At 63.2% G+C, this 21559-nt stretch carries 21 protein-coding genes; 14 read left to right on the top strand and 7 right to left on the bottom strand.

Features of this window, described 5'->3' with window-relative positions; all coding sequences use genetic code 11:
* Positions 1–71: 71 nt before the first annotated feature.
* Complete coding sequence (locus C4K27_RS15150; protein ID WP_053261077.1) at positions 72–1223, bottom strand: PQQ-dependent sugar dehydrogenase; 1152 nt, start codon at positions 1221–1223, stop codon at positions 72–74.
* Positions 1224–1290: 67 nt separating this feature from the next.
* A complete protein-coding gene (locus tag C4K27_RS15145; RefSeq protein WP_053261076.1) occupies positions 1291–1656 on the bottom strand; it encodes a hypothetical protein in 366 nt (121 codons plus the stop codon).
* A gap of 215 nt (positions 1657–1871) precedes the next feature.
* Between C4K27_RS15145 and ku the strand changes: the two genes are divergently transcribed.
* Together ku and ligD are read left to right on the top strand one after the other, a co-directional pair.
* The gene (ku, locus tag C4K27_RS15140; RefSeq protein ID WP_053261075.1) at positions 1872–2756 is read left to right on the top strand and encodes a non-homologous end joining protein Ku; all 885 of its coding nucleotides are present in this window, start codon (positions 1872–1874) and stop codon (positions 2754–2756) included.
* Between the two features lie 31 nt (positions 2757–2787).
* Positions 2788–5319: a DNA ligase D gene (gene ligD / locus C4K27_RS15135; protein WP_053261074.1), complete on the top strand. Its 2532-nt coding sequence runs from the start codon at positions 2788–2790 to the stop codon at positions 5317–5319.
* A 74-nt stretch (positions 5320–5393) separates the two neighbouring features.
* On the opposite strand, the gene lpxO is transcribed toward ligD, so the two are convergent.
* Positions 5394–6293: a lipid A hydroxylase LpxO gene (gene lpxO / locus C4K27_RS15130; RefSeq protein ID WP_007926431.1), complete on the bottom strand. Its 900-nt coding sequence runs from the start codon at positions 6291–6293 to the stop codon at positions 5394–5396.
* 534 nt (positions 6294–6827) lie between these two features.
* Between lpxO and C4K27_RS15120 the strand changes: the two genes are divergently transcribed.
* Together C4K27_RS15120 and C4K27_RS15115 are read left to right on the top strand one after the other, a co-directional pair.
* Entirely contained in the window at positions 6828–8414 is a 1587-nt protein-coding gene (locus C4K27_RS15120) for an ABC-F family ATPase (protein WP_009043780.1), read from the top strand.
* Positions 8415–8639: 225 nt separating this feature from the next.
* Positions 8640–9827, top strand: coding sequence for an MFS transporter (locus C4K27_RS15115; RefSeq protein ID WP_037034795.1), 1188 nt, complete (start codon positions 8640–8642; stop codon positions 9825–9827).
* 1 nt (position 9828) lies between these two features.
* Here C4K27_RS15115 and C4K27_RS15110 read toward each other — a convergent pair whose 3' ends face one another.
* Together C4K27_RS15110 and C4K27_RS15105 are read right to left on the bottom strand one after the other, a co-directional pair.
* The gene (locus C4K27_RS15110) at positions 9829–10866 is read right to left on the bottom strand and encodes an alpha/beta hydrolase family protein (protein ID WP_007926435.1); all 1038 of its coding nucleotides are present in this window, start codon (positions 10864–10866) and stop codon (positions 9829–9831) included.
* Between the two features lie 227 nt (positions 10867–11093).
* On the bottom strand, positions 11094–11705 hold the full coding sequence (locus tag C4K27_RS15105) for an FMN-dependent NADH-azoreductase (protein WP_053261073.1): 612 nt from the start codon (positions 11703–11705) through the stop codon (positions 11094–11096).
* Between the two features lie 129 nt (positions 11706–11834).
* Between C4K27_RS15105 and C4K27_RS15100 the strand changes: the two genes are divergently transcribed.
* Positions 11835–12743, top strand: coding sequence for a LysR substrate-binding domain-containing protein (locus C4K27_RS15100; protein ID WP_053261072.1), 909 nt, complete (start codon positions 11835–11837; stop codon positions 12741–12743).
* 22 nt (positions 12744–12765) lie between these two features.
* Positions 12766–13110: an MmcQ/YjbR family DNA-binding protein gene (locus C4K27_RS15095; protein WP_053261071.1), complete on the top strand. Its 345-nt coding sequence runs from the start codon at positions 12766–12768 to the stop codon at positions 13108–13110.
* Here the strand turns inward: C4K27_RS15095 and C4K27_RS15090 are convergent.
* Both C4K27_RS15090 and C4K27_RS15085 read right to left on the bottom strand, forming a co-directional pair.
* On the bottom strand, positions 13107–13532 hold the full coding sequence (locus tag C4K27_RS15090) for a DUF1294 domain-containing protein (protein WP_007926442.1): 426 nt from the start codon (positions 13530–13532) through the stop codon (positions 13107–13109). The two genes, C4K27_RS15095 and C4K27_RS15090, sit on opposite strands and share 4 nt — an antisense overlap.
* On the bottom strand, positions 13532–14362 hold the full coding sequence (locus C4K27_RS15085; RefSeq protein ID WP_053261582.1) for an undecaprenyl-diphosphate phosphatase: 831 nt from the start codon (positions 14360–14362) through the stop codon (positions 13532–13534). Before C4K27_RS15085 ends, C4K27_RS15090 begins: the two co-directional genes overlap by 1 nt.
* A 285-nt stretch (positions 14363–14647) precedes the next feature.
* Here C4K27_RS15085 and C4K27_RS15080 point away from each other — a divergent pair, with 285 nt between their 5' ends.
* The 8 genes from C4K27_RS15080 to C4K27_RS15045 all read left to right on the top strand — a co-directional run bounded on the left by C4K27_RS15080 (position 14648) and on the right by C4K27_RS15045 (position 21520).
* Positions 14648–16282: a methyl-accepting chemotaxis protein gene (locus C4K27_RS15080; protein WP_007926446.1), complete on the top strand. Its 1635-nt coding sequence runs from the start codon at positions 14648–14650 to the stop codon at positions 16280–16282.
* A 106-nt stretch (positions 16283–16388) separates the two neighbouring features.
* Complete coding sequence (gene pnuC, locus C4K27_RS15075; RefSeq protein WP_053261070.1) at positions 16389–16955, top strand: nicotinamide riboside transporter PnuC; 567 nt, start codon at positions 16389–16391, stop codon at positions 16953–16955.
* Positions 16952–17476: an AAA family ATPase gene (locus C4K27_RS15070; RefSeq protein ID WP_053261069.1), complete on the top strand. Its 525-nt coding sequence runs from the start codon at positions 16952–16954 to the stop codon at positions 17474–17476. The genes pnuC and C4K27_RS15070 overlap by 4 nt, the downstream gene beginning before the upstream one ends.
* 354 nt (positions 17477–17830) lie before the next feature.
* The gene (locus C4K27_RS15065) at positions 17831–18292 is read left to right on the top strand and encodes a functional amyloid chaperone FapA (RefSeq protein ID WP_053261068.1); all 462 of its coding nucleotides are present in this window, start codon (positions 17831–17833) and stop codon (positions 18290–18292) included.
* A gap of 1 nt (position 18293) precedes the next feature.
* Positions 18294–18872: a fibril amyloid subunit FapB gene (locus C4K27_RS15060; RefSeq protein ID WP_053261067.1), complete on the top strand. Its 579-nt coding sequence runs from the start codon at positions 18294–18296 to the stop codon at positions 18870–18872.
* Between the two features lie 63 nt (positions 18873–18935).
* Positions 18936–19985 carry an amyloid-like fimbrin subunit FapC gene (locus tag C4K27_RS15055; RefSeq protein ID WP_053261066.1) on the top strand — a complete coding sequence of 350 codons (1050 nt, stop codon included), beginning with the start codon at positions 18936–18938 and terminating at the stop codon, positions 19983–19985.
* Between the two features lie 63 nt (positions 19986–20048).
* Complete coding sequence (locus C4K27_RS15050; protein WP_053261065.1) at positions 20049–20729, top strand: fibril amyloid maturation endopeptidase FapD; 681 nt, start codon at positions 20049–20051, stop codon at positions 20727–20729.
* Positions 20730–20773: 44 nt separating this feature from the next.
* The gene (locus C4K27_RS15045) at positions 20774–21520 is read left to right on the top strand and encodes a fibril amyloid subunit FapE (protein ID WP_037005200.1); all 747 of its coding nucleotides are present in this window, start codon (positions 20774–20776) and stop codon (positions 21518–21520) included.
* The last annotated feature ends 39 nt before the right edge of the window (positions 21521–21559 follow it).

The raw sequence follows: 21559 nt of genomic DNA, 5'->3' as shown, positions 1-21559 counted from the left end.
CCTGCCAACACGCGTTATCGTTGAAGATTTTTTCGCGAGCAAGCTTCGCTCCTACAGAAGAAGGGCGCGGGTTATTCCAAGCCGACCTTGTACAGCCTGCCCTTGTCCTCGTCAGTCAGCACATACAGATAACCGTCCGGCCCCTGGCGCACGTCGCGAATGCGCTCCTTGAGTTCACCCAGCAGGCGCTCCTCGTGGCCTACCTTGTCGCCGTCGAATTGCAGGCGGATCAGTTCCTGGGACGCCAGGGCGCCGATGAACAGGTTGTGTTGCCAGGCCTTGAAGCGGTCGCCGTCGTAGAAGGCCATGCCGCTGATGCCGGGGGATTTCTCCCAGACATGCCGCGGGCCCACGGTGCCTGGGGCAGTCTTGCCCTGGGCTTCGGGAATCGGCGCACCGGAATAGTTGATGCCGTGGGTCGCCAGGGGCCAGCCGTAGTTCTTGCCACGCTCGATCAGGTTGATTTCGTCGCCGCCCTTGGGCCCGTGCTCGTTATCCCACAGGGTACCGCTCCAGGGGTTGAGCGCCGCGCCCTGGGGGTTGCGGTGGCCGTAGGACCAGATCTCCGGGCGCACGCCCGGCTGGCCGACAAAGGGGTTGTCCTGCGGAATCCTGCCATCCGGGTACAGGCGCACGATCTTGCCCTGCAACTTGTCCAGGTCCTGGGCGGTCGGGCGCTCGTTGTTTTCCCCCAGGGTGATGAACAGGTAGCCGTCGCGGTCGAACACCAGGCGCGAACCGAAATGGTTGCCGGTGGAGAGCTTGGGCGCCTGGCGGAAAATCACCTGGAAGTCCTTGAGCGTCTTCAGGTCCTCGGACAGCCGCCCGCGCCCCACCGCCGTCCCCGCCGTGCCGCCCTCGCCGCCACCTTCGGCGTAGGACAGGTAGACCAGGCGGTCCTGCTTGAAGTCCGGCGACAGCACCACATCCAGCAAGCCACCCTGGCCCTTGGCCCAGACCTGCGGCACTCCGCCCAGGGGTGCCGAGAGCTTGCCATCGGGGCCAACCAGCCGCAGGTTGCCCGGCCGCTCGGTCACCAGGATGCCTTGGCGGTCCGGCAGGAACGCCAGGGCCCAGGGGTGGTCCAGGCCTTCGACCAGCGGGGTCACGCTGAGGGGGCCCTGCTCGCTCTGCAACTGTTGACTGGGGGCGGCCGTGACCGGTAGCGCACTGCTCAGAAAAAGACTGGCACAGACGGTTGCCAAGAGGGTTTTACGCAACATGCACGATTCCTTCTGTCGATAAAAAGGTTTCCGCCCGGGGCCGGCATCGGCCTCGGGCGGTCAGCGTTTATCGCTGCTGCTGGTTACGCGGTGGGGTCACGGGTGTCGGGTCGATGATCCTTGGCTGGGTGATGGTGCGCGGGTAGCCGTTGCCGATGCCGCCGTTCTCCAGGGTCGGCGGGCGTTGCACCGGCACCGGATTAACCCCACGGACAGCCGGGGCGCTGGGCTGGGTGCCCTGCATACTGTTGGGGTTGGCCCGGCGAATCGGGCTGTTGTAGGGGTTGTTGTTGCTGCCGGGCAGGTTCTGTGCCAGCAGCATGGCGGACGTTGGCCTGCTGCCCGTATGCGCTGCCTGGGGCGCGGCGAACGCTGCGGTGCTGGCCCCGCTCATCAGTGCGAACACGGCAAGGCCGCGAAGCAGGTTATTCATGGCGACCCTCTTGGATGGCGACGAGTTATCGCATTCGAGTCCAGGCTACGTCGCGCGTTCGGCCTTGTTAATTAAATAATCCGTCAGACATGTAACACGAGTTATCGGCTTGCCCATGCAGGCCGGCAGCCCAGGGAAACTTTCGCGCCGCGCCACGGGTCACCTGAAAACCAGTCGCTGCATGGTGATTCCACAGTCAATACGGGGACAGGCTCATGGCACGGGCAATCTGGAAAGGCGCGATCAGTTTCGGTCTGGTTCACATTCCGGTGGCGCTGGTCTCGGCGACCTCCTCCCAGGGCGTGGACTTCGACTGGCTGGACCAGCGCAGCATGGACCCGGTGGGTTACAAGCGGGTCAACAAGGTCACCGGCAAGGAAGTCGGCAAGGAACATATCGTCAAAGGCGTGGCCTACGAAAAAGGCCGCTATGTGCTACTCAGCGAGGACGAGATCCGCTCGGCCCACCCGCTGTCGACCCAGACCATCGACATCTTCGCCTTCGTCGACAGCCAGCAGATCCCGCTGCAGAACATCGACACCCCCTACTTCCTGGCCCCCGACAAGCGTGGCGGCAAGGTCTATGCGCTGCTGCGCGAAACCCTGGAGAGCACCTCGAAAGTCGCCCTGGCCCTGGTGGTGCTGCACACCCGCCAGCATCTGGCGGCGCTGATGCCGCTGGAGTCCGCGCTGGTACTGGTAATGCTGCGTTGGCCGGCCGAGGTGCGCAGCCTCGACGAACTGGCCCTGGGACCGGAGGTGGCCAAGCCGGACCTGACCAAGGGCGAGCGGGACATGGCCAGGCGCCTGGTGGCGGACATGAGCGCCGACTGGCAGCCTGAACAATACCGCGACAGTTTCACCGACAAGATCATGGCCCTGGTGGAGAAAAAGGCCCGGGCCGGCAAGATCGAGGACGTGGAAAGCGCCGCCGGCGAAGAGCAACGCCAGAGCGCCGACATCATCGACCTGACCGAGATGCTCAGGCGCAGCCTGGGCGCCAAGTCCAGGAGCAAGGCGCCCGCCAGCCCGGACAAGCCCGGCAAGGCCGCGGACAAACCCGCGGCAGCCAAGAAAGCCACCAAGCGATCCCGTGCCTGAACCGCCGGCTCGCCATACAAGGTAGTGGGTCATGGCCAAATCCCTGAGTGAATACCAGCGCAAGCGCAACTTCGCGATCACCTCGGAGCCGGCGACGGACAAAGCCTCCGTCAAGTCCACCTCGGCCCTGCGTTTCGTGATCCAGAAGCACGATGCGCGCAACCTGCATTACGACTTTCGCCTGGAACTGGGCGGCAGCCTGAAAAGCTGGGCGGTGCCCAAGGGCCCGAGCCTGGACCCCACACAAAAACGCCTGGCGGTGCATGTCGAGGACCACCCGCTGAGCTATGGCGATTTCGAGGGCAGCATCCCCGCCGGGCAATACGGCGCCGGTGATGTGATCGTCTGGGACCATGGCGTCTGGCAACCCCATGACGACCCCGACGCCAGCTATCGGGCGGGCAAGCTCAAGTTCACCCTGATCGGTGAGAAGCTCGGCGGCGACTGGGCCCTGGTGCGCACCCATATGCGCGGCAGCGGCGACAAGGAACAGTGGCTGCTGATCAAGGAGCAGGATGCCCAGGCGCGACCGAGCGACGAGTACGACGTGGTCCGGGCCCTGCCCAGGAGCGTGCTCAGTGGCGCCACAGTGGGCGAACGCAAAGCTGCCAGCGCCAAACCCCAGGCCGCAAAAAAAGCCGAGAAAAAACCATCGGGGAAAAAAGCCGTGGTCCTGCCGCAAAGCCTGGCGCCGCAGCTGGCGACCCTGGTGGACAAGGCGCCCGGCGGCGACTGGCGCTACGAGATCAAGTTTGACGGCTACCGGATCCTGGCGCGCATCCAGAACGACGAGGTACACCTGCTGACCCGCAACGGTCACGACTGGACTAGCCGCCTGCCCCAGCAAGCCAAGGCCCTGGCTGCCCTGAAGCTCAAGGACAGCTGGCTGGACGGCGAAATGGTGGTGCTCAACGACCAAGGCCTGCCGGACTTCCAGGCGCTGCAGAACGCCTTCGATATCGGTCGCAGCGTGGACATCATCTATTACCTGTTCGACGCACCCTTTCTGCAGGGCGAGGACTTGCGCGAAACGCCGGTGGAAGAACGCCGTCAGGCCCTCAAGCAGGCGCTCGGGCGCAAATCGAGCAAGGTCCTGCGTTTTTCCGAAGCCTTTGCCGCCCAGCACCACGACATCCTCGAAAGCGCCTGTGCCCTGTCCCTGGAGGGGGTGATCGGCAAGCGGGCCGGCAGCCCCTATGTGTCGCGCCGCAGCACAGACTGGATCAAGCTCAAATGCCGGCTGCGCCAGGAGTTCGTGGTGGTCGGCTATACCCGCCCGCAAGGTTCGCGCAGCGGCTTTGGCGCCCTGCTGCTGGGAGTCAACGACACTAGCGGGCTGGTGTACGCCGGCCGGGTCGGCACCGGTTTCGACCAGCAGACCTTGAAGCAGCTGCATGAGCGGATGCAGGAACTTGAGCGGGACTCATCGCCCCTGGCCAAACCCCTGACTGCGGCCCAGGCCCGCGGCGTGCACTGGGTCGAGCCGCAGCTGGTGGCCGAAGTCGAATTCGCCGAGTGGACCCGCGAGCAGGTGGTGCGCCAGGCGGCGTTCATCGCTCTGCGCAGCGATAAGCCGGCCAGGGAGATCGTTCGCGAGCAGCCGCAGACCTCCAAGGCCGTCGAGACGCGCAGCCGGGGCACGGCCTCCCGTTCGGATAAGTCGACCGCTCACAGCGTCGCCGGGGTCAGGATCACCCACCCGGATCGGGTCATCGACCAGCAATCCGGGACCACCAAGCTGCAACTGGCGCAGTTCTACGCCAGCATCGACCAGCAGATCCTGCCGCACCTGCGCGACCGGCCGGTGTCGTTGCTGCGGGCCCCCGAAGGGGTGGAAGGCGAGCAGTTTTTCCAGAAACATGCCGAGCACCTGGCCATCCCCCATATCCGCCACCTCGACCCGGCGCTGGACCCCAGCCACGCGCGCCTGATGGAAATCGACAGCACTGCGGCACTGATCGGCGCGGTGCAGATGGGCACCATCGAGTTGCACACCTGGGGCGCGACCCACGACCAGATCGAAACCCCGGACCTGTTCGTGCTCGACCTCGACCCGGACCCGGCGCTGCCCTGGAAAAGCATGCTGGAGGCCACCCAGCTGACCCTTTCGGTGCTCGATGAACTGGGTTTGCAGGTCTTCCTGAAAACCAGCGGCGGCAAAGGCATGCACCTGATCGTGCCGCTGGCGCGCAAGGCCGACTGGGATACGGTCAAGGGTTTCGCCAAGGCCATCGCGCAATTCATGGCGCAGCAGTTGCCGGAGCGCATCACCGCGACCATGGGCCCGAAAAACCGGGTCGGCAAAATCTTCGTCGATTACCTGCGCAATACCCGTGGCGCCAGCACCGTGGCCGCCTATTCGGTACGGGCCCGCCCCGGGCTGCCGGTCTCGGTGCCGATTGCGCGGGATGAACTGGGCGATGTCCGGCATGCCCAGCAGTGGAACGTGGCGAACCTGAGTCAGCGCCTGGAGGCCTTGACCGAGGATCCGTGGCACGGCTACGCCCATCGGCAGCGGATCACCGCGAAGATGTGGCAGCAGTTGGGAGTGGACAAACCTTGAGGACGTGATCGCGGGCCAGCCTCGCTCCTGCGACGGGCTCGTAGGCGCGAGGCTGGCCTGCGATCAGGGGCGAATCAGATGAAGATGAACAGCAGCAACAGTGCAGCGAAGATCGCCCACTTTTCCAGGTAATAAAGCTTGCGGTTGCGCTTTTTCAGCTCTTTACCGCGCAGGCGGATCTTGTACAGCTTGGTGAAGGCGCGGTTCAGGCCCCCGGTGCGGTCGCCGGCATCGTTGGGCGAACCGGCGGCGGCCATCACGGTGCGGCTGAACCAGCGGTTGAAGGCGGCGGCCCAGCGGTACTTCATCGGCCGCTCGACGTCACAGAACAGGATGATGCGGTTCTGCTCGGTGGTGTTTTCCGCGTAGTGGATGTAGGTCTCGTCGAACATCACCGCTTCGCCGTCGCGCCAGTGATAGTGCTCACCGTCGACATTGATGTAGCAACCGGCGCTGTTGGGCGTTTCCAGGCCCAGGTGGTAACGGTAGGAGCCGGCATAAGGATCGCGATGGCGTACCAGCTTCGAGCCCGGCGGCAGTTCGGCGAACATCGCCGCCTTGATCGAGCCGATGCTTTGCACCAGCTCGGTGGTCCGCGGGCACAGCTTCATCGCCGAAGGATGGCTGTCGCCGTACCACTTGAGGTAGAAGCGCTTCCAGCCGGTCTTGAAGAACGAGTTGAAGCCGACGTCGTTGTACTGCTCCGAACGCTTGATCTCCCCGGCCCTGAGCAGGCTCTGGCCCTCGGCGCGGATTTCTTCCCAGTGGGCCTGCAGCGGGCTCAGGTCGGGAAAGTCGGCCGGATCGAGGTACGGGCGGTTGGGGATCTTCGAGAACAGATAAAGGAAGCAGTTGATCGGGGCCAGGAAGGTCGAGTGATCACTCAGCTGGCGGCCCAGTTTATGGCGCACGCGACCACGCAGGTGCACATACGCGATGGATAAAACGTAAACAGCGGCAATGATGAGTTTCACGGAATCGTCACATGTCAGAAGAGAACATACTGCGCCCCCACGTGGGCCACCTGGGCCGGGGGTCATATGCAGCGTCCGAAAGCGATAAGAGGTCCTGAAGGCACGTCCTTGAGCCCATGCCAATGATGGCATGTGGCAACTGGTCGGCATTTTAGCCACAGTTTGTAACCAAAGGTTAACTCCGATTTGTGAAAATGTGTCCGTCCGCTATGCCACGACCTAAGTCGCATTGCCCGGGACAAATCCGCAGCGGCGATTTTTACAACGCCTGACGCTTACCGGCCTGGATGAAAAATCCGTGGGTCACTGTCATACAACTGCCGGCGCACATATGCGACAATGCGCGCCAAATTCCAACATGACCTCCCACCTTTATTGCCCAGCAACTTGGCCATAGCGTCCAGATGTTGCTGTCTACTTATGCTCGCTGGCTCGACCCTGGCTCGACCCTGGCGAAATGGAAAAGCTCCAGAATGCCCCGGGAATGGCCCAAGAGCCCACACGATGCTCGCAACCCCTTGATAGGTAAAGTAATTGATCTCCACAGCTAACATCACGATGCAGTTCGGCGCCAAGCCGCTATTCGAGAACGTTTCGGTCAAGTTCAACGGCGGCAACCGCTATGGCCTGATCGGCGCCAACGGTTGCGGCAAGTCGACTTTCATGAAAATCCTCGGTGGCGACCTCGAGCCGTCCGGCGGCCAGGTCATGCTGGAGCCGAACGTTCGCCTGGGTAAACTGCGCCAGGACCAGTTCGCCTACGAAGAATTCACCGTGATCGACACCGTGATCATGGGTCACGAAGAGCTGTGGAAGGTCAAGGCCGAGCGCGATCGCATCTACTCGCTGCCGGAAATGAGCGAAGAAGACGGCATGGCCGTGGCCGAGCTGGAAACCGACTTCGCCGAGATGGACGGCTACACCGCCGAGTCCCGCGCCGGTGAACTGCTGCTGGGCCTGGGCATTCCCCTGGAACAGCATTTCGGTCCGATGACCGAAGTGGCTCCGGGCTGGAAGCTGCGGGTCTTGCTGGCCCAGGCGCTGTTCTCCGATCCGGAAGTGCTGCTGCTCGACGAACCGACCAACCACCTGGACATCAACACCATCCGCTGGCTGGAAACAATTCTGACGGCGCGTAACAGCACCATGATCATCATTTCCCACGACCGTCACTTCCTCAACAGCGTCTGCACCCACATGGCCGACCTGGACTACGGCGAGCTGCGCCTGTTCCCGGGCAACTACGACGAGTACATGACCGCGGCGACCCAGTCCCGCGAGCAACTGCTGTCGGACAACGCCAAGAAGAAAGCCCAGATCGCCGAGCTGCAGACCTTCGTCAGCCGCTTCTCGGCCAACGCCTCGAAAGCCAAGCAGGCCACCTCCCGCGCCAAGCAGATCGACAAGATCCAGCTGGCCGAGGTCAAGCCATCGAGCCGCGTCAGCCCGTTCATCCGCTTCGAACAGACCAAGAAGCTGCACCGCCAGGCCGTGACCATCGAGCAGATGTCCAAGGGCTTCGACGGCAAGACCCTGTTCAAGAACTTCAGCTTCACCGTCGAAGCCGGCGAGCGCGTGGCGATCATCGGCCCGAACGGCATCGGCAAGACCACCCTGCTGCGCACCCTGATGGGCGAGCTGACCCCGGACGCCGGTTCGGTGAAGTGGACCGAAAGCGCCGAGCTGGGCTACTACGCCCAGGACCACGCCCATGACTTCGAAGACGACGTCAGCCTGTTCGACTGGATGGGCCAGTGGACCCAGGGCGAGCAGATCATCCGTGGCACCCTGGGCCGCATGCTGTTCTCCAACGACGAGATCCTCAAGTCGGTCAAGGTCATATCCGGTGGTGAGCAAGGTCGCATGCTGTTCGGCAAGCTGATCCTGCAAAAGCCCAACGTACTGGTGATGGACGAACCGACCAACCACCTGGACATGGAATCCATCGAGGCGCTGAACCTGGCCCTGGAAAACTACCCGGGCACGCTGATCTTCGTCAGCCACGACCGTGAGTTCGTGTCGTCCCTGGCCACTCGCATCATCGAGCTGAGCCCGAACGGCGTGACCGACTTCAGCGGCACCTACGACGACTACCTGCGCAGCCAGGGCGTGGTGTTCTAAGGAACGCCAGTTGGTTGCCGGTCTGCAAGCCCCGTCCTGGTGACGGGGCTTTTTTGTACGGCTATAAAAGCATCGCGGGCAAGCCTCGCTCCTACAGACGCAGCGATAACGTCCTCCCAACCCCTATAAATAGCCGGCCATAAAGAAATCGTTAGCCTGCTTCCTTTTATTTCCGGCCCGCGCCATGATGCAGTTCTCCAACCGCCCGCCCGCGAACGAGCCCTCATGTCTGCGCAACAACAGCCCGTGCCCAGTTCCATGACGATCACCCTGCAGATCGTCTCTATCGTCTTCTATACCTTTATCGCGTTTCTCTGCATCGGCCTGCCGATCGCGGTGCTGCCGGGTTACGTCCACGGCGAACTGGGCTTCAGCGCGGTGGTGGCCGGGCTGACTATCGGCTCGCAGTACCTGGCCACCCTCCTCAGCCGGCCCATGGCCGGGCGCCTGTCGGACAACATCGGCACCAAACGGGCGATCGTCTACGGCCTGGCGGGGATTTTCCTCAGCGGGCTGCTGACCCTGGCGTCCAGCCTCCTGCAAACATTGCCGCTGCTCAGCCTGAGCGTCCTGTTGCTGGGACGTTTGCTGCTGGGGGTGGCCCAGGGCCTGATCGGCGTGGGCACCATCAGCTGGTGCATGGGCCAGGTCGGCGCCGAGCACACCGCGCGCTCGATTTCCTGGAACGGCATCGCCTCCTATGGTGCGATTGCCATCGGCGCGCCGCTGGGGGTGGTGATGGTCGCCGACTACGGTTTCGAAAGCCTGGGGCTGGCCCTGTCGCTGCTGGCGGCCCTGGCCCTGCTGCTGATCCGCAACAAGCCATCGGTGCCGGTGATCCGCGGCGAGCGCCTGTCGTTTCGCGCGGTGTTCGGCCGTATCGCGCCGTACGGCGCCGGCCTGAGCCTGGCGTCCATCGGCTACGGCACCCTGACCACCTTTATTACCCTGTTCTACCTCAGCCGCGGCTGGACCGGCGCGGCCTATTGCCTGACGGTATTCGGCATCTGCTTCATCCTCTCGCGCCTGCTGTTCATCTCCAGCATCAGCCGGTTTGGCGGTTATCGCGCGGCCATCGCCTGCATGAGCATCGAGACCCTGGGCCTGATCCTGCTGTGGCTGGCGCCATCGACGGCGTTCGCCATGATCGGCGCCGGGCTCGCCGGCTTCGGCCTGTCGCTGGTGTACCCGGCGCTGGGGGTGGAAGCGATCAAGCAGGTGCCCAGCACCAGCCGCGGCGCCGGCCTGAGCGCCTACGCGGTGTTTTTCGACCTGGCGCTGGCGATTGCAGGGCCCTTGATGGGCGCGGTGGCGTTGAACCTGGGGTATTCGTGGATTTTCTTCTGCGCGGCGCTGCTGTCGCTCAGCGCCCTGGGCCTGACCCTGCTGCTCAAGCGCCGGGCCGACGCCTGAGTCACTGATCCGCGGTCTGCATCCCGGCCCGGCTCGGCTTGCCCAGCGCCTGGGCAAAGAAGCGGCCGGCCTCGGCGATCAGATTGCGGTGGATGTCCTCGCGGTCGACGCCATCGGCGTCGGTGCACAAGGCCGGCATGCTCAGCAACTGCTCCTCGGTGCACGGCGCCATGAACACGAAGTGCCCGGCCCCGGCCAACAGCCTGAAGTCCGGCGCGACCGGCAGCTTGCGGGCCAACGCCGCGGCATTCTTGTCCAGAGCCACCAGCTTGTCGACGTCGCCGCTGTACAGCAGCACCGGCACATGCACGCCGGACAGGGTCTGCCGCCCGAACTTGAGGCTCAGCGGCGCCATCAGCAGCAAGGCATGGACCCGCGGGTCGGCGACCGGTTGCAGGTCGTCGCGATCGACGATCAGTTCGCCCTGGGTATTGCAGGCATCGTGATCGTCGGGGCGCTCCTGGCAGTAGCGGCGCAGGCGGTCCAGGTCGGGGGTCGCTCCGGACAGGATCAGCGCCGTTTCGCCGCCGGCCGAGTAACCGATGACCCCGACCTGCCCGGCGTTGACGAAAGGCGACAGCATCGGGTCGGCCAGGGTCGCGGTGATGGCTTCGGAAATCTGGATCGGCCGGCCATAGAGATTGCTCAGGGTGCCCAGCCGGCTGTGATCCTTGTAGTTGTCGCCCGGATGGATCACCGCCACCACCACGAAGCCCTTGCGCGCCAGCGAGGTGGCCAGGTCGTGCAGGGCCAGCGGCGTGCCGGTATTGCCATGGGACAGCATCAACAGCGGAAAACGGCCGATGGCGACCTTCGAATCCCGGGAAGCTGCGATCTGATAACCCTCGACTTTGCTGCTGTGTTCGATGCCAGTGGAGGGATAGAAGGCAATGGCGCGCATCGGCTGCTGGTCCAGCGGGTCGAGAAAACTCATCTCGTGGAAGCCCACGCTCCAGTGCGGATGGGGCGCGGGCGCGGCGTGCACGATAATCGGGCCGCCGAGCAGGCAGATCAGTGACATTGCCCAAAGACGCATCATGGATGCACCACCTTCCCTACCTGATGAAAACGCCGGTTCATTGCTTCACTGGCCAGGAATTCGCTGGCCTGTTGCCTGGAGCTGTCGGGCCTGGTCAAGCCACTGCATAACCCGAGCCAGAACAAATAGCACGAACACGAAAAACTCCGTATTCCGCTGCCTGGAGGGCATCAGAATACAGAGTTTAAAGGGCGTTGCCTGGGGCGTAAGCGACTTTTACACAAGCCTTACGCGGCAGCGAAAAGTTGCTCGCTGATGTGCGCCTGGGCGTCGCTCAGGGCCTTGTTGCGGACTTCGTCGCCATAAGCCAGGCCGTGGGCGCGGACGAATTCGATGTCGGTGATGCCGAGGAAGCCGAACAGCACTTTCAGGTAATCCTCGTGCGCCACGCCAGTGGCCTGGCCGGCGTGCAGGCCGCCCGCAGTGGAGACCACCACGACTTTCTTGCCACCGCACAGGCCTTCAGGGCCGGCTTCGGTGTAGCGGAAGGTCTGGCCGGCGACGGCGATGCGGTCGATCCAGGCCTTGAGTTGGGTCGGGATGGTGAAGTTGTACATAGGCGCGGCGATCACTACAGCGTCGGCGGCCTGGAATTCGGCGAGGGTCGAAGCGCTCAGCTCGGCTTCGTGCTGCTGGGCAGCGTTGCGCACTTCGGCCGGGGTACCGGCGGCCACCAGCGTGGCGGAGCTGAAATGGCTGATGGCATCGGCGGCCAGGTCGCGGTAGGTCACTTCAACGCTGGCATCGGCGTTTTTCCAGGCCTTGACCACGCTTTCGCTCAACTGACGGGAAGCCGAGTTGTCACCAAGGATGCTCGAATCGATATGCAACAGTTTCATCTGGGATTCTCCAAGTGAGGATCGCCACCGGGCGATCAATTGAGGACAATCCTACAGGTGAAACCAATAGCTGATTAGTCGGCACAAATGCGATAGTTTGTCCCATCAGCAGGACAGTCGAGTCAGGATATGCAAGACCTCAACGATCTTTATTACTTTGCCAAGGTGGTGGAAGCCGGTGGTTTCGCCGCCGCCGGGCGTGTACTGGGAGTGCCCAAATCCCGTTTGTCGCGGCGTATCGCCGAACTGGAAGAACGCCTGCACACCCGATTGCTGCAACGCACCACCCGCCAATTGAAGCTGACCGCGGTCGGCGAACGTTATCTGCGTCACTGCCAGGCCATGCTGCTGGAAGCGGAAATGGCCGACGAGGCCGTGGCCAGCATGTCCAGCGAACCTCGCGGCCGCCTGCGGGTGTCCTGCCCGGTGGGCCTGGCCCATCATATGTTGCCGACCGTCATCAGCTCGTTCCTCGAGCAATATCCCCAGGTCCAGCTGGACATGCAGCTGCTCAACCGCCGGGTCGACGTGGTCGCCGAAGGCATCGACGTGGCGCTGCGGGTTCGCGAGCATGGCGACGAAGACCCCTTGCTGGTGACCCGGCGCCTGCGCCAGGCGCAGACCGTGATGGTCGCCAGCCCGGGGTTCGCCCGGGAATGGCCGATCCACAGTCCCGAAGACCTGCACAAGGTGCCGGTGCTGGGAGCCCTGGAGGCCGACCGCATGGTGCACTTGCGCCTGCTCGACGCCCAGGGCGAGAAATGCGACCTGGTCCTGGAGGCGCGCCTGGGCATCGACGATTTTCTGGTGCGCCGCTCCTGCGCCCTCGCCGGCCTTGGCTGTACCATCCTGCCGATGATGTATTGCGAAGAAGAACTGCAGACCGGGCAGCTGGTGCAACTGCTGCCCGAGTGGTCGCTGCCTGGCGGTTGGCTGCAGGCGGTCTACCCTCACCGGCGCGGTGTATTGCCAGCGGTAAGGGCCTGGATCGAGCATGTCAGCGAAGCCTTCAAAGGCTGCGGAGACCGCACACTGTGACAGCGCGACAAAAGGAAAAACCATGACAGAAGCGGATGTGGCGCAATTTTGCCTGGACTTGCCGGGCGCGCGCGAAGACTACAAATGGGGCGGCGTGCGGGTGTTTTCCGTGGCCGGCAACAAGATGTTCGCCCTGCAGAACCTGCGGGGCGAGTCACTGGCGTTCAAGGTGGACAAGGAGCTGTTCCTCGGCCATGTCGACCGTCCCGGCATCGGGCCGGCGCCGTACCTGGCCCGGGCGCACTGGATCATCATGCAGACACCCTACCCGCTGGGCACCGGCGAACTGCGGGACTTGCTGCAGCGTTCGCACCAGTTGGTGGTGAGCAAGCTGCCCAAGCGGGTACAGGTAGGCCTGTTGCTTTAGAACAGCGAGAACAGGCTGCCTTCGAGAAACAGCCGGTCGATCCAGAACACCTGGTGCAGCAGCACGATCAGCCAGAACACCAGTTGATAGGACAGCTTGCGGGTCTTGTGGCGAAACGCCTGTTGCGCCAGCAAGGCGCCTGGCCAGCCACCGGCCAGCTCCACGGCGTGCAAGACGTTTTCCGGGGTCCGCCAGCTGTCGCTACGGGCCTTGCGCTTGTCGCTCCAATAGAGGAAGAACGTCAGCACGCTGACCGCGCCGTAGGCCGCCAGCGGTACCCAGGAAATCCCCTTCACGCCCAACAGCAGCGAACCGCACAGCGGTAAGGCGCAAAGCAGCAGGAAGATCACCGCCTTGAGCCTTGGCTGCTGGATCCGAGCCCCGGCGACTTCGCCGGGGCGGTTCTGATTGCGTGCGTTCATCAGGAATGGACCGCGGTCCAGTCGACCCAGCCGAACTGCCAGGTGGCGAGGATCACCAGGCCGAAGGCAATGCGGTACCAGGCAAAGGCCGCGTAGCTGTGGTTGGCGATGAACTTGAGCAGGCCCCTGACCGCGATCATCGCGAAGATGAACGAGGTGATGAAGCCGATGGCGAACACCGGCAGGTCGTCCGGCTGGAACAGATTGCGGTACTTGTAGCCCGAGTAGACCGCGGCACCGACCATGGTTGGCATCGCCAGGAAGAACGAGAACTCGGTGGCGGTCTTGCGCGACAGGCCGAACAACAGGCCGCCGATGATGGTGGAGCCCGAGCGCGAGGTGCCTGGAATCATCGCCAGGCACTGGGCGAAACCGACCTTCAAGGCATCTTTCCAGCTGATCTCGTCCACCGTGTTGGCATGTATTTCATGCTGCCGGCGTTCGGCCCAGAGCATGACCACGCCCCCCACCACCAGCGCCGTGGCGACGGTGATCGGGTTGAACAGGTATTCATGGATCAGGTCGGCGAAAATCACCCCCAGCACCACGGCGGGCAGGAAGGCGATCAGCAGGTTGATAGTGAAACGCTGGGCGTTGCGCTGGGTCGGCAGGCCGGTGACCACGTCGAGGATCTTGCGGCGAAACTCCCAGACCACCGCGAGAATGGCCCCCAGCTGAATGATGATGTTGAACGCCATGGCGCGCTCGCCACCGAAGTTGAGCAAGTCGGCAACGATAATCTGGTGGCCCGTGCTGCTGATGGGCAGAAACTCCGTCAGCCCTTCCACAATCCCTAAAATCAATGCCTGTGCGGCAGTCCAAAGCTCCATCAATCCCCCGAAGGTCATGCCGTGGCATGCCTTTTTAATTTTTCTTCAATGTTCACTGACGCGTGCGTCGCGGATTCGCAGCCGCAATAGGATCATCATCGCCCTTGAAAATTCCGTGAAAAATCAGCCGGATTCAGGTTTTTCGCAATGAGGCCGAAATCCTAGCAGACATACTCGATAAACGCTGTCGCGTTGAGAGAATCAGCGGGACCGGACTGCAAGGAGCGCATGACGGATGTACGGGGTGTTTCTATTACAAGAACAACAATCGGGAGTGACAGATTCATGAACAGCTTACGCAGAATGTCGATCAGCCGCCGTCTGTGGCTCATCCTGATTGTCGCGGTATTGATGCTGATGACCCTGGGCATGTTGATGCTCAAACAGATCCACGACGACCTGTACCAGGCCAAGGCGCAGAAAACCCAGCATGTGGTGCAGACCGCCAACGGTGTGCTGGCCTATTTCCAGGGCCTGGAAAGCGCCGGCAGCCTCGATCGCGCGACGGCGCAGAAGCAGGCGCTGAGCGCCATACGCAACCTGCGCTATGACCAGAGCGACTACTTCTGGATCAACGACCTGACCCCGGTCATGGTCATGCATCCGACCAACCCCAAGCTCGACGGCCAGAACCTCGCGGCCATTCGCGACCCGGACGGCTTTGCCGTGTTCAACGAAATGGTGGCCATCGCCAAGGCCAAGGGCGCCGGCATGGTCAACTATCGCTGGCCGAAACCGGGCGCCAGCGAGCCGGTGCAGAAGACCTCCTATGTCCAACTGTTCCAGCCCTGGGGCTGGATCATCGGTTCGGGGGTGTACATCGATGACGTGCAGGCCGAGTTCCGCAGCCAGGTGGTGAAGGCCTCGGTCGTCGGTATCGCCATTGCCCTGCTCATGGCCCTGCTGGTGTTGCTGATCGCCCGCAGCATCGTCCGCCCGCTGCAGGAAACCGTGCACGCCATGGCTAATATCGCCAGCGGCGAAAGCGACCTGACCCGTACCCTCGACACCCACGGCCAGGACGAAGTCACCGAACTGGCCCGGCACTTCAACGGCTTCACCGCCAAGCTGCGTCTCGTCGTCAGCCAGTTGCAGGTGTCGGCCGCAGCCCTGGCGCAGTCCTCCACCGACCTGGGCAGCAATGCCAGCCAGGCCCAGGAACGCAGCCAGCAGCAGTCGCAGCAGATGGAGCTGGTGGCCACCGCCATCAACGAAGTGACCTACGGCGTACAGGACGTGGCGAAGAACGCCGAACACGCCGCCAGCGAGATGCGCGACGCCGAAGCCCAGGCCCAGCAGGGCCAGGTCAATATCGACGGCAGCCTGCAACAGATCGATCGGCTCTCGGGCACCATCGACCAGGCCGTGGAAGTGATTCGCACCCTGGCCCAGGAAAGCACCCAGATCGGCAGCGTGCTGGAGGTGATCCACTCGATCGCCGAGCAGACCAACCTGCTGGCGCTCAACGCGGCGATCGAAGCCGCCCGCGCCGGCGAACAGGGCCGTGGGTTCGCCGTGGTGGCCGATGAGGTGCGCCTGCTGGCCCAGCGGACGCAGAAGTCCACCGCCGAGATCCAGTCGATGATCGAGCGCCTGCAAGGGCACTCGGAAGCCGCGGTGAAGGTCATCGGCGACAGCAGCCGGGCTTCGCAACAGACCATCGAGCAGGCCGGGCTGGCCGGTGAAAGCCTGAACGCCATCGGCCAGGCCCTGCGCAACCTCAACGGGCTGAACGCCTCGATTGCCAGCGCCACGTTGCAACAGGCCCATGTGGTCGAAGACATCAACCAGAACGTGACCCAGGCCGCCGGCCTGTCCCACAGCACCGCCCTGGCGGCCGAGCAGTCCAGTGCCGCCAGCCTGCACCTCAAGGAACTGAGCGAGCAGCTCAACGGCCTGTTGCGCCAGTTCCGGGTCTGAGGTCGTCCGTGGCGGGGTTTGCCCCGCCACGGTTGCCGGCCTTCACTAACATGCAAGGCCGCTTCTGGTTACAATCCGCACCCTCCTCCGCTTCCAGGTAGTTTTCATGTCCGGGCTTGAACTGTTCGCCGCCGCACTCGGCGTGATCGCCGTCTGGCTGACAGTCAGACAGAACCCCTGGTGCTGGCCGATCGGCCTGGTCATGGTGCTGCTGTACAGCTGGATCTTCTTCGAAGTGAAACTGTATTCGGACATGCTGCTGCAAGTGGTCTACGCCGCCCTGCAACTCTATGGCTGGTGGCAGTGGACCCGCGGTGGCGCCAGCCATCAGGGCCGTCCGGTCAGCCTGCTGGCGCCCCGCTCGATGCTGCTGGGCCTGAGCCTCGGGGCCATCGGCAGCCTGCTGCTGGGGGCCGCCATGGCCCATTGGACCGATGCCGCGCAACCCTGGCTGGACGCCGCGCTGACCGGCTTCAGCCTCGTGGCGCAATGGTGGATGGCGCAGAAGCGCGTGCAATGCTGGCCGCTGTGGATTGCCGTCGACGTGATTTTTGTCGGCCTGTTCATCTACAAGGACCTGTACCTGACGGCGGCCCTGTACGGGCTATTCACCCTGCTGGCCGTGCAGGGCTGGCGCGCCTGGCGGGCCGACCCGGCGTTGCGCCCGGCATGAAGGTCCTGGTGTTGACCGGCCCCGAGTCCAGCGGCAAAAGCTGGCTCAGCGGCCACTTGCAGGCGCGCTTCGGCGGCATCCAGGTGGGCGAATACGTCCGCCATTTCATCGAGCAGCAGCGACGCGACACCTGCCTGGCGGATATCCCGGAGATCGCCCGCGGCCAGTTGGCCTGGGAGGACCAGGCCCGGGCACAACAGCCGCCGCTGCTGATTCTCGACACTCACCTGCTGAGCAATATGCTCTGGAGCCAGACCCTGTTCGGCGCCTGCCCGGCCTGGCTGGAGCCCGAGCTGCTGGCTCGCCGCTACGATCTGCACCTGCTGCTCTCGCCGGAAGATGTCGGCTGGAGCAACGACGGCCAGCGCTGCCAACCCGAACTGAGCGAGCGCCTGGCCTTCTTCAAGGCCACAGGTGATTGGCTGGTGCAACACCAGCAGCCCTTCGAAGTGATTCGCGGCGACTGGGAAGCCCGTCGGCAACGGGCATTCGAGCGGGTCGAGCGTTTACTTCGGGGTTAACCGAATCCTTTTCCTGTCCGCTTTTTTTCTCCTCTGCTGGCGAGAAAAACGTCCATCCCTGAAACACCCGCCGCTGCGCAGAACGGCCAAATCAAAGGGCTTCTCATTGCCCTTCTGCCATCTGTTAAAACGCTGATACAACCCGCCGCGAGCCCCTCGATCCAGAGCCTCGCCACGGCCATACCGGGCTGTCGAAGGCGACACGGGTCTCATCGTTGAAACACCCCTGCCCCGGCAACACACCTGGTTATTCGTAACCTGTTGAATTTTTGAAACAATCAAAAAGCGGCACGGCTTCTGCTCTCTACCCTCGCAACGCTGACTAGGGCCAGCGAAAAAGAAGGGAATGCTGCCGTGGAGAATCTCAATTCAGCTCTGACCCGCCTCCTGCTGATCGGCTGTGCCATCGGCTCGCTGCTCAGTCTCCCGGTCCAGGCTGCCGGCGACATCAGGGACGGCAGGATCGTTCTCGACCGCGACGTGCAACCTCATACCGTCGGCCGCCCTCCGCTGCATCCTGACCCCTACCCGACCACCGTCAATGCCAACCCATCGGCCCGGGTCAAACAGATGACCAGCAACACCGAATTGAGCGACGGCGATTTTGCCGGGGTCAGCAGCGGTTCCACGATCAGCGGCAGCATCATGCCCAACGGCGTCAACCTGCAGGGGCTGAACACCGTCACCAACCCCAACGGCATGGCCGGCATGAGCGCCGGCCACGGCGGCGGCAGCGGTGGCGCCATCTCCGGCACCATCAACCGCTCCCTGAATTCTGGCCTGGCTCCTTTGGGCAGAATGGCCGGAGGCCAATGAGATGACTCGTACCCTCGTATGGCTTGCCCTGTTCGGCTGCGCTTCGGTGATGGCCGACCCAGGCATCCAGGCGGTGGACACCGCCACCCTTCACAACTCCGGCGCCCGCTACAACGGCAACTTCAACGTCAACCAGGCCGCCGGCGACCAGCAGCAACAGACCAACACACGCGCCATTGCCATCGGCACCGACGCCCAGGCCACCACTGTGGTCCGGCAGAAGCTCGACACACCGGCCAGCAGCGCGATCGACGCCAGCAGCAGCATCGGCGGCAACGCTTTCAGCAACGGCAACGGGGTCCTGGGCGTGAACCAGGGAGCCGGCGCCAACAACCAGATGGTCAACGCAATGCGGGTGAGCATCAGTGCTCAGCCGCAAAGCGTCGACGACAGCGTCCTGTCCCAACAGAACGTGGCGCTGTTACCAGGCTCGGGAGCAACTGACGCTTCCAAAGGCAGCCGCCAGGTCGTTACCAGCGACCAGGCCTTCACCGGCAGCCGGGGAGTGATTCAGGTGAACCAGAGTGCCGGGGTGGGGAACCGAATGGCTAACACCCTGAGCATACGGGTCGCTGACTGACCCGCAGCAGTGCGATTGGAAGGTACCAACACTTAACCAACTAAATAAGCACGGAGAAACACCATGAAACCTACAATGGCTCTCAAGCCACTGGTTTTTGCCCTCGCCGCGGTCATGGCGATCGCTGCACAGGCAGGCGGTAATGACGACAACCACGGTGGTCACGGTGGCCATGGCGGTCACAATGGTCACCACGGCGGCCATGGAGGTCATGGCGGCCACGGCGGCCACGGCGGCGGCGGCCAAGACCTCAACACCAAGCTGCAACTCACCGCCGGTGCCGTGGCCAACGTAACCGATGAGCAGTTCAGCTCGGGCAACAGCGTCAGCAACCGTGGCACCCACAACAACGCCGACGCCAGCGACTCGATGAACAACTCCAACGGCAACATGGGCGCCAACGTGGCTGCCGGCGACGGCAACCAGCAAGACAACGCCGTCGCCCTGGCCACCGCCGATGAAAGCTTCATCTTCGGCAGCGCGGTAGCCACTTCCAGCGCGACCCAGACCAACACCAACAACACGGTGAAAAACTGGTCCACGCAAAACAGCGCAACACTCGACAATGCAGGCAACAGCGGCTCCGGCAATATCGGCATCAACGTCACCGCCGGCGACTTCAACCAACAGAAAAACAACCTGGCAATCGCCGTATCCGGCGGACGCGTAGCGACTGCGTCAGCTTCGGCCGACCAGACCTCCACTGGCCTGGACGTGGACAACAAGGGTGTGCGTACCTACAAAACAGACACCCTCAGCGGCAGTTTCAATGCCTCGGGCACCTACAAAGGCACCGGCTACGGCAAGATCCAGGGCGACGACGATCACCATGGTGGCGGTCATGACTATGACGATCGTAGCGGCGGTGGCGATCACGATAATGGCAATCAGAAGTTCACCTTCAAGGAACAAGGCACGATCGAACTTTCCGGCGTCTGGACCAAGCAAGTGCTGACCAAAGACGGCTGGAAAAACCCTGTGATCAACAACGCGTCGATGTCTGGCTCGATGAACGGCTTCTCCGGCAACGGCGGTGCCAACGTCTCGGCGGGGGTCGGCAACCAACAAAGCAACTCGCTGTCCATCGCTGCCGGCTGCAGAGCCTGCCTGTAATCACGAGAGTGACGAAAGCCCCGGAAACGGGGCTTTTCCACAGTCCCACAAGGCGTAGCGATCATGCGAATGGCAACCTTCTCCCTTTTGCTTTGCCTGGCGGGCCTGGCTCAGGCCGCGCAGATGCCGGTGGCCGTGTTGCCTGGCGGCAACCTGGTGTACAAGCAGGTGCAGAGCGTGCGGGAACGCAAATTCGCCGACCTGGTCGAGCAGAAAACCGACTTCAGTTGCGGCGCCGCCGCGCTGGCGACGGTGCTGCGCCAGGCCTACTGGCTCGACGTCGATGAGGAGCACGTCATCAAAGGCATGCTGGCCACCGCTGACCAGGACCTTGTGCGTACCCAGGGTTTCTCCATGCTGGACATGAAGCGCTACCTGGAAAGCATCGGCATGCGCGCCCGGGGCTACCGGATACCTCCCGACAAGCTACAGGCGGTCTCCATTCCGGTGGTGGTACTGATGGACATTCGTGGTTACAAGCACTTCGTGGTCATGCAGCGGGCGCAGAAAGACTGGGTCTATGTCGGCGACCCCGTCCTCGGCCATAAACGCTACTCCCACGAAGACTTTGTCAAAGGCTGGAACGGTATCGTCTTCGCCATCGTCGGCCCCGGCTACGACAAGGCCAACGCCTTGCGCGACCCGCCCAACCCGCTGACGGCCAAGAACAAGCTGGATACCTTCAACCCGGTCAAAGACGCAGAACTGATGGAATTCGGTTTCATTCAGAGCGACTTCTTCTAGGGTCGCCCTAAGGATAAAGGGGCAGGATGCTCCGGGAGCAGCAGATGAAAAGCGCTTACTGGCTGGCCGCTGCCTGCCTGGTCACAAGTTTTCCTGCGTACGCCAACGCAGGGTTCAAGCCTATAGAAATCAAGGACCAGGAACTCTCCGAGCTCCGCGGTCGCTATGTCATGCCGGGGCGGATCATCAGCTTCGGCATTGTCATGAGCAGCACCTGGCGCAATGCCTCGGGCGATCTGATCGGCGCCACGACCACCATGCAGATCCAGCAATCGACGATCAAACCAGAATTCTATGTCTCCACGATCACCGAAAGCGGCAACGGCTCGACGCCGACCCAGGGCTCGGGCAACGTGATCGGCGGCGCGGGCCTGGCCACCACCCAAGGGGTGACCCAGAGCGTACGCGCGGCGGGCGATGGCAACAGCGCCTATAACAACGTCTCCATCGACGTCAAGGAAGCCAGGCATGCCCCGGCGCTGGTGCCGGCGCAGGGCCAGCTGTTGATGAGCGGGCAAACCATCAGCGGCAGCAATGCCGCGGGCAGCGTGGCCGTGTCCGCCACCGGTGGTGGCATCCAGATGGCCATCCAGGCCAGCAACAACCAGGGCTCAGCCCTGCAGCAAGTGGCCCAGGGCGGCTTGCTGCAAAACACCCGCCTGCTGGGCGACAGCAACCTGGTCAGTAACCTGACCCAACTGAACGTCGTGCTCAACAATAACGGGGCGAGTACCGGCGCTTTGGACTGCAACCTGACCCAGCTCAAGGGCCTTCGCAACCTGGGATATTGAACTACGCTGATTCTCGATCATTAGGCTCAAAGGGACGGC

This window comes from Pseudomonas chlororaphis subsp. chlororaphis, assembly GCF_003945765.1.
GTDB lineage: Bacteria > Pseudomonadota > Gammaproteobacteria > Pseudomonadales > Pseudomonadaceae > Aquipseudomonas > Aquipseudomonas chlororaphis.
This window is presented reverse-complemented; position numbering and strand designations above follow the sequence as displayed.

Bases quoted from the DNA above. Each gene is read 5' to 3' on its own strand.
- C4K27_RS15150 (WP_053261077.1), bottom strand. From the start codon at position 1,223: ATGTTGCGTAAAACCCTCTTGGCAACCGTCTGTGCCAGTCTTTTTCTG.
- C4K27_RS15145 (WP_053261076.1), bottom strand. From the start codon at position 1,656: ATGAATAACCTGCTTCGCGGCCTTGCCGTGTTCGCACTGATGAGCGGG.
- ku (WP_053261075.1), top strand. From the start codon at position 1,872: ATGGCACGGGCAATCTGGAAAGGCGCGATCAGTTTCGGTCTGGTTCAC.
- ligD (WP_053261074.1), top strand. From the start codon at position 2,788: ATGGCCAAATCCCTGAGTGAATACCAGCGCAAGCGCAACTTCGCGATC.
- C4K27_RS15115 (WP_037034795.1), top strand. From the start codon at position 8,640: ATGTCTGCGCAACAACAGCCCGTGCCCAGTTCCATGACGATCACCCTG.
- C4K27_RS15110 (WP_007926435.1), bottom strand. From the start codon at position 10,866: ATGATGCGTCTTTGGGCAATGTCACTGATCTGCCTGCTCGGCGGCCCG.
- C4K27_RS15105 (WP_053261073.1), bottom strand. From the start codon at position 11,705: ATGAAACTGTTGCATATCGATTCGAGCATCCTTGGTGACAACTCGGCT.
- C4K27_RS15100 (WP_053261072.1), top strand. From the start codon at position 11,835: ATGCAAGACCTCAACGATCTTTATTACTTTGCCAAGGTGGTGGAAGCC.
- C4K27_RS15095 (WP_053261071.1), top strand. From the start codon at position 12,766: ATGACAGAAGCGGATGTGGCGCAATTTTGCCTGGACTTGCCGGGCGCG.
- C4K27_RS15090 (WP_007926442.1), bottom strand. From the start codon at position 13,532: ATGAACGCACGCAATCAGAACCGCCCCGGCGAAGTCGCCGGGGCTCGG.
- C4K27_RS15085 (WP_053261582.1), bottom strand. From the start codon at position 14,362: ATGGAGCTTTGGACTGCCGCACAGGCATTGATTTTAGGGATTGTGGAA.
- C4K27_RS15080 (WP_007926446.1), top strand. From the start codon at position 14,648: ATGAACAGCTTACGCAGAATGTCGATCAGCCGCCGTCTGTGGCTCATC.
- pnuC (WP_053261070.1), top strand. From the start codon at position 16,389: ATGTCCGGGCTTGAACTGTTCGCCGCCGCACTCGGCGTGATCGCCGTC.
- C4K27_RS15070 (WP_053261069.1), top strand. From the start codon at position 16,952: ATGAAGGTCCTGGTGTTGACCGGCCCCGAGTCCAGCGGCAAAAGCTGG.
- C4K27_RS15060 (WP_053261067.1), top strand. From the start codon at position 18,294: ATGACTCGTACCCTCGTATGGCTTGCCCTGTTCGGCTGCGCTTCGGTG.
- C4K27_RS15055 (WP_053261066.1), top strand. From the start codon at position 18,936: ATGAAACCTACAATGGCTCTCAAGCCACTGGTTTTTGCCCTCGCCGCG.
- C4K27_RS15050 (WP_053261065.1), top strand. From the start codon at position 20,049: ATGCGAATGGCAACCTTCTCCCTTTTGCTTTGCCTGGCGGGCCTGGCT.
- C4K27_RS15045 (WP_037005200.1), top strand. From the start codon at position 20,774: ATGAAAAGCGCTTACTGGCTGGCCGCTGCCTGCCTGGTCACAAGTTTT.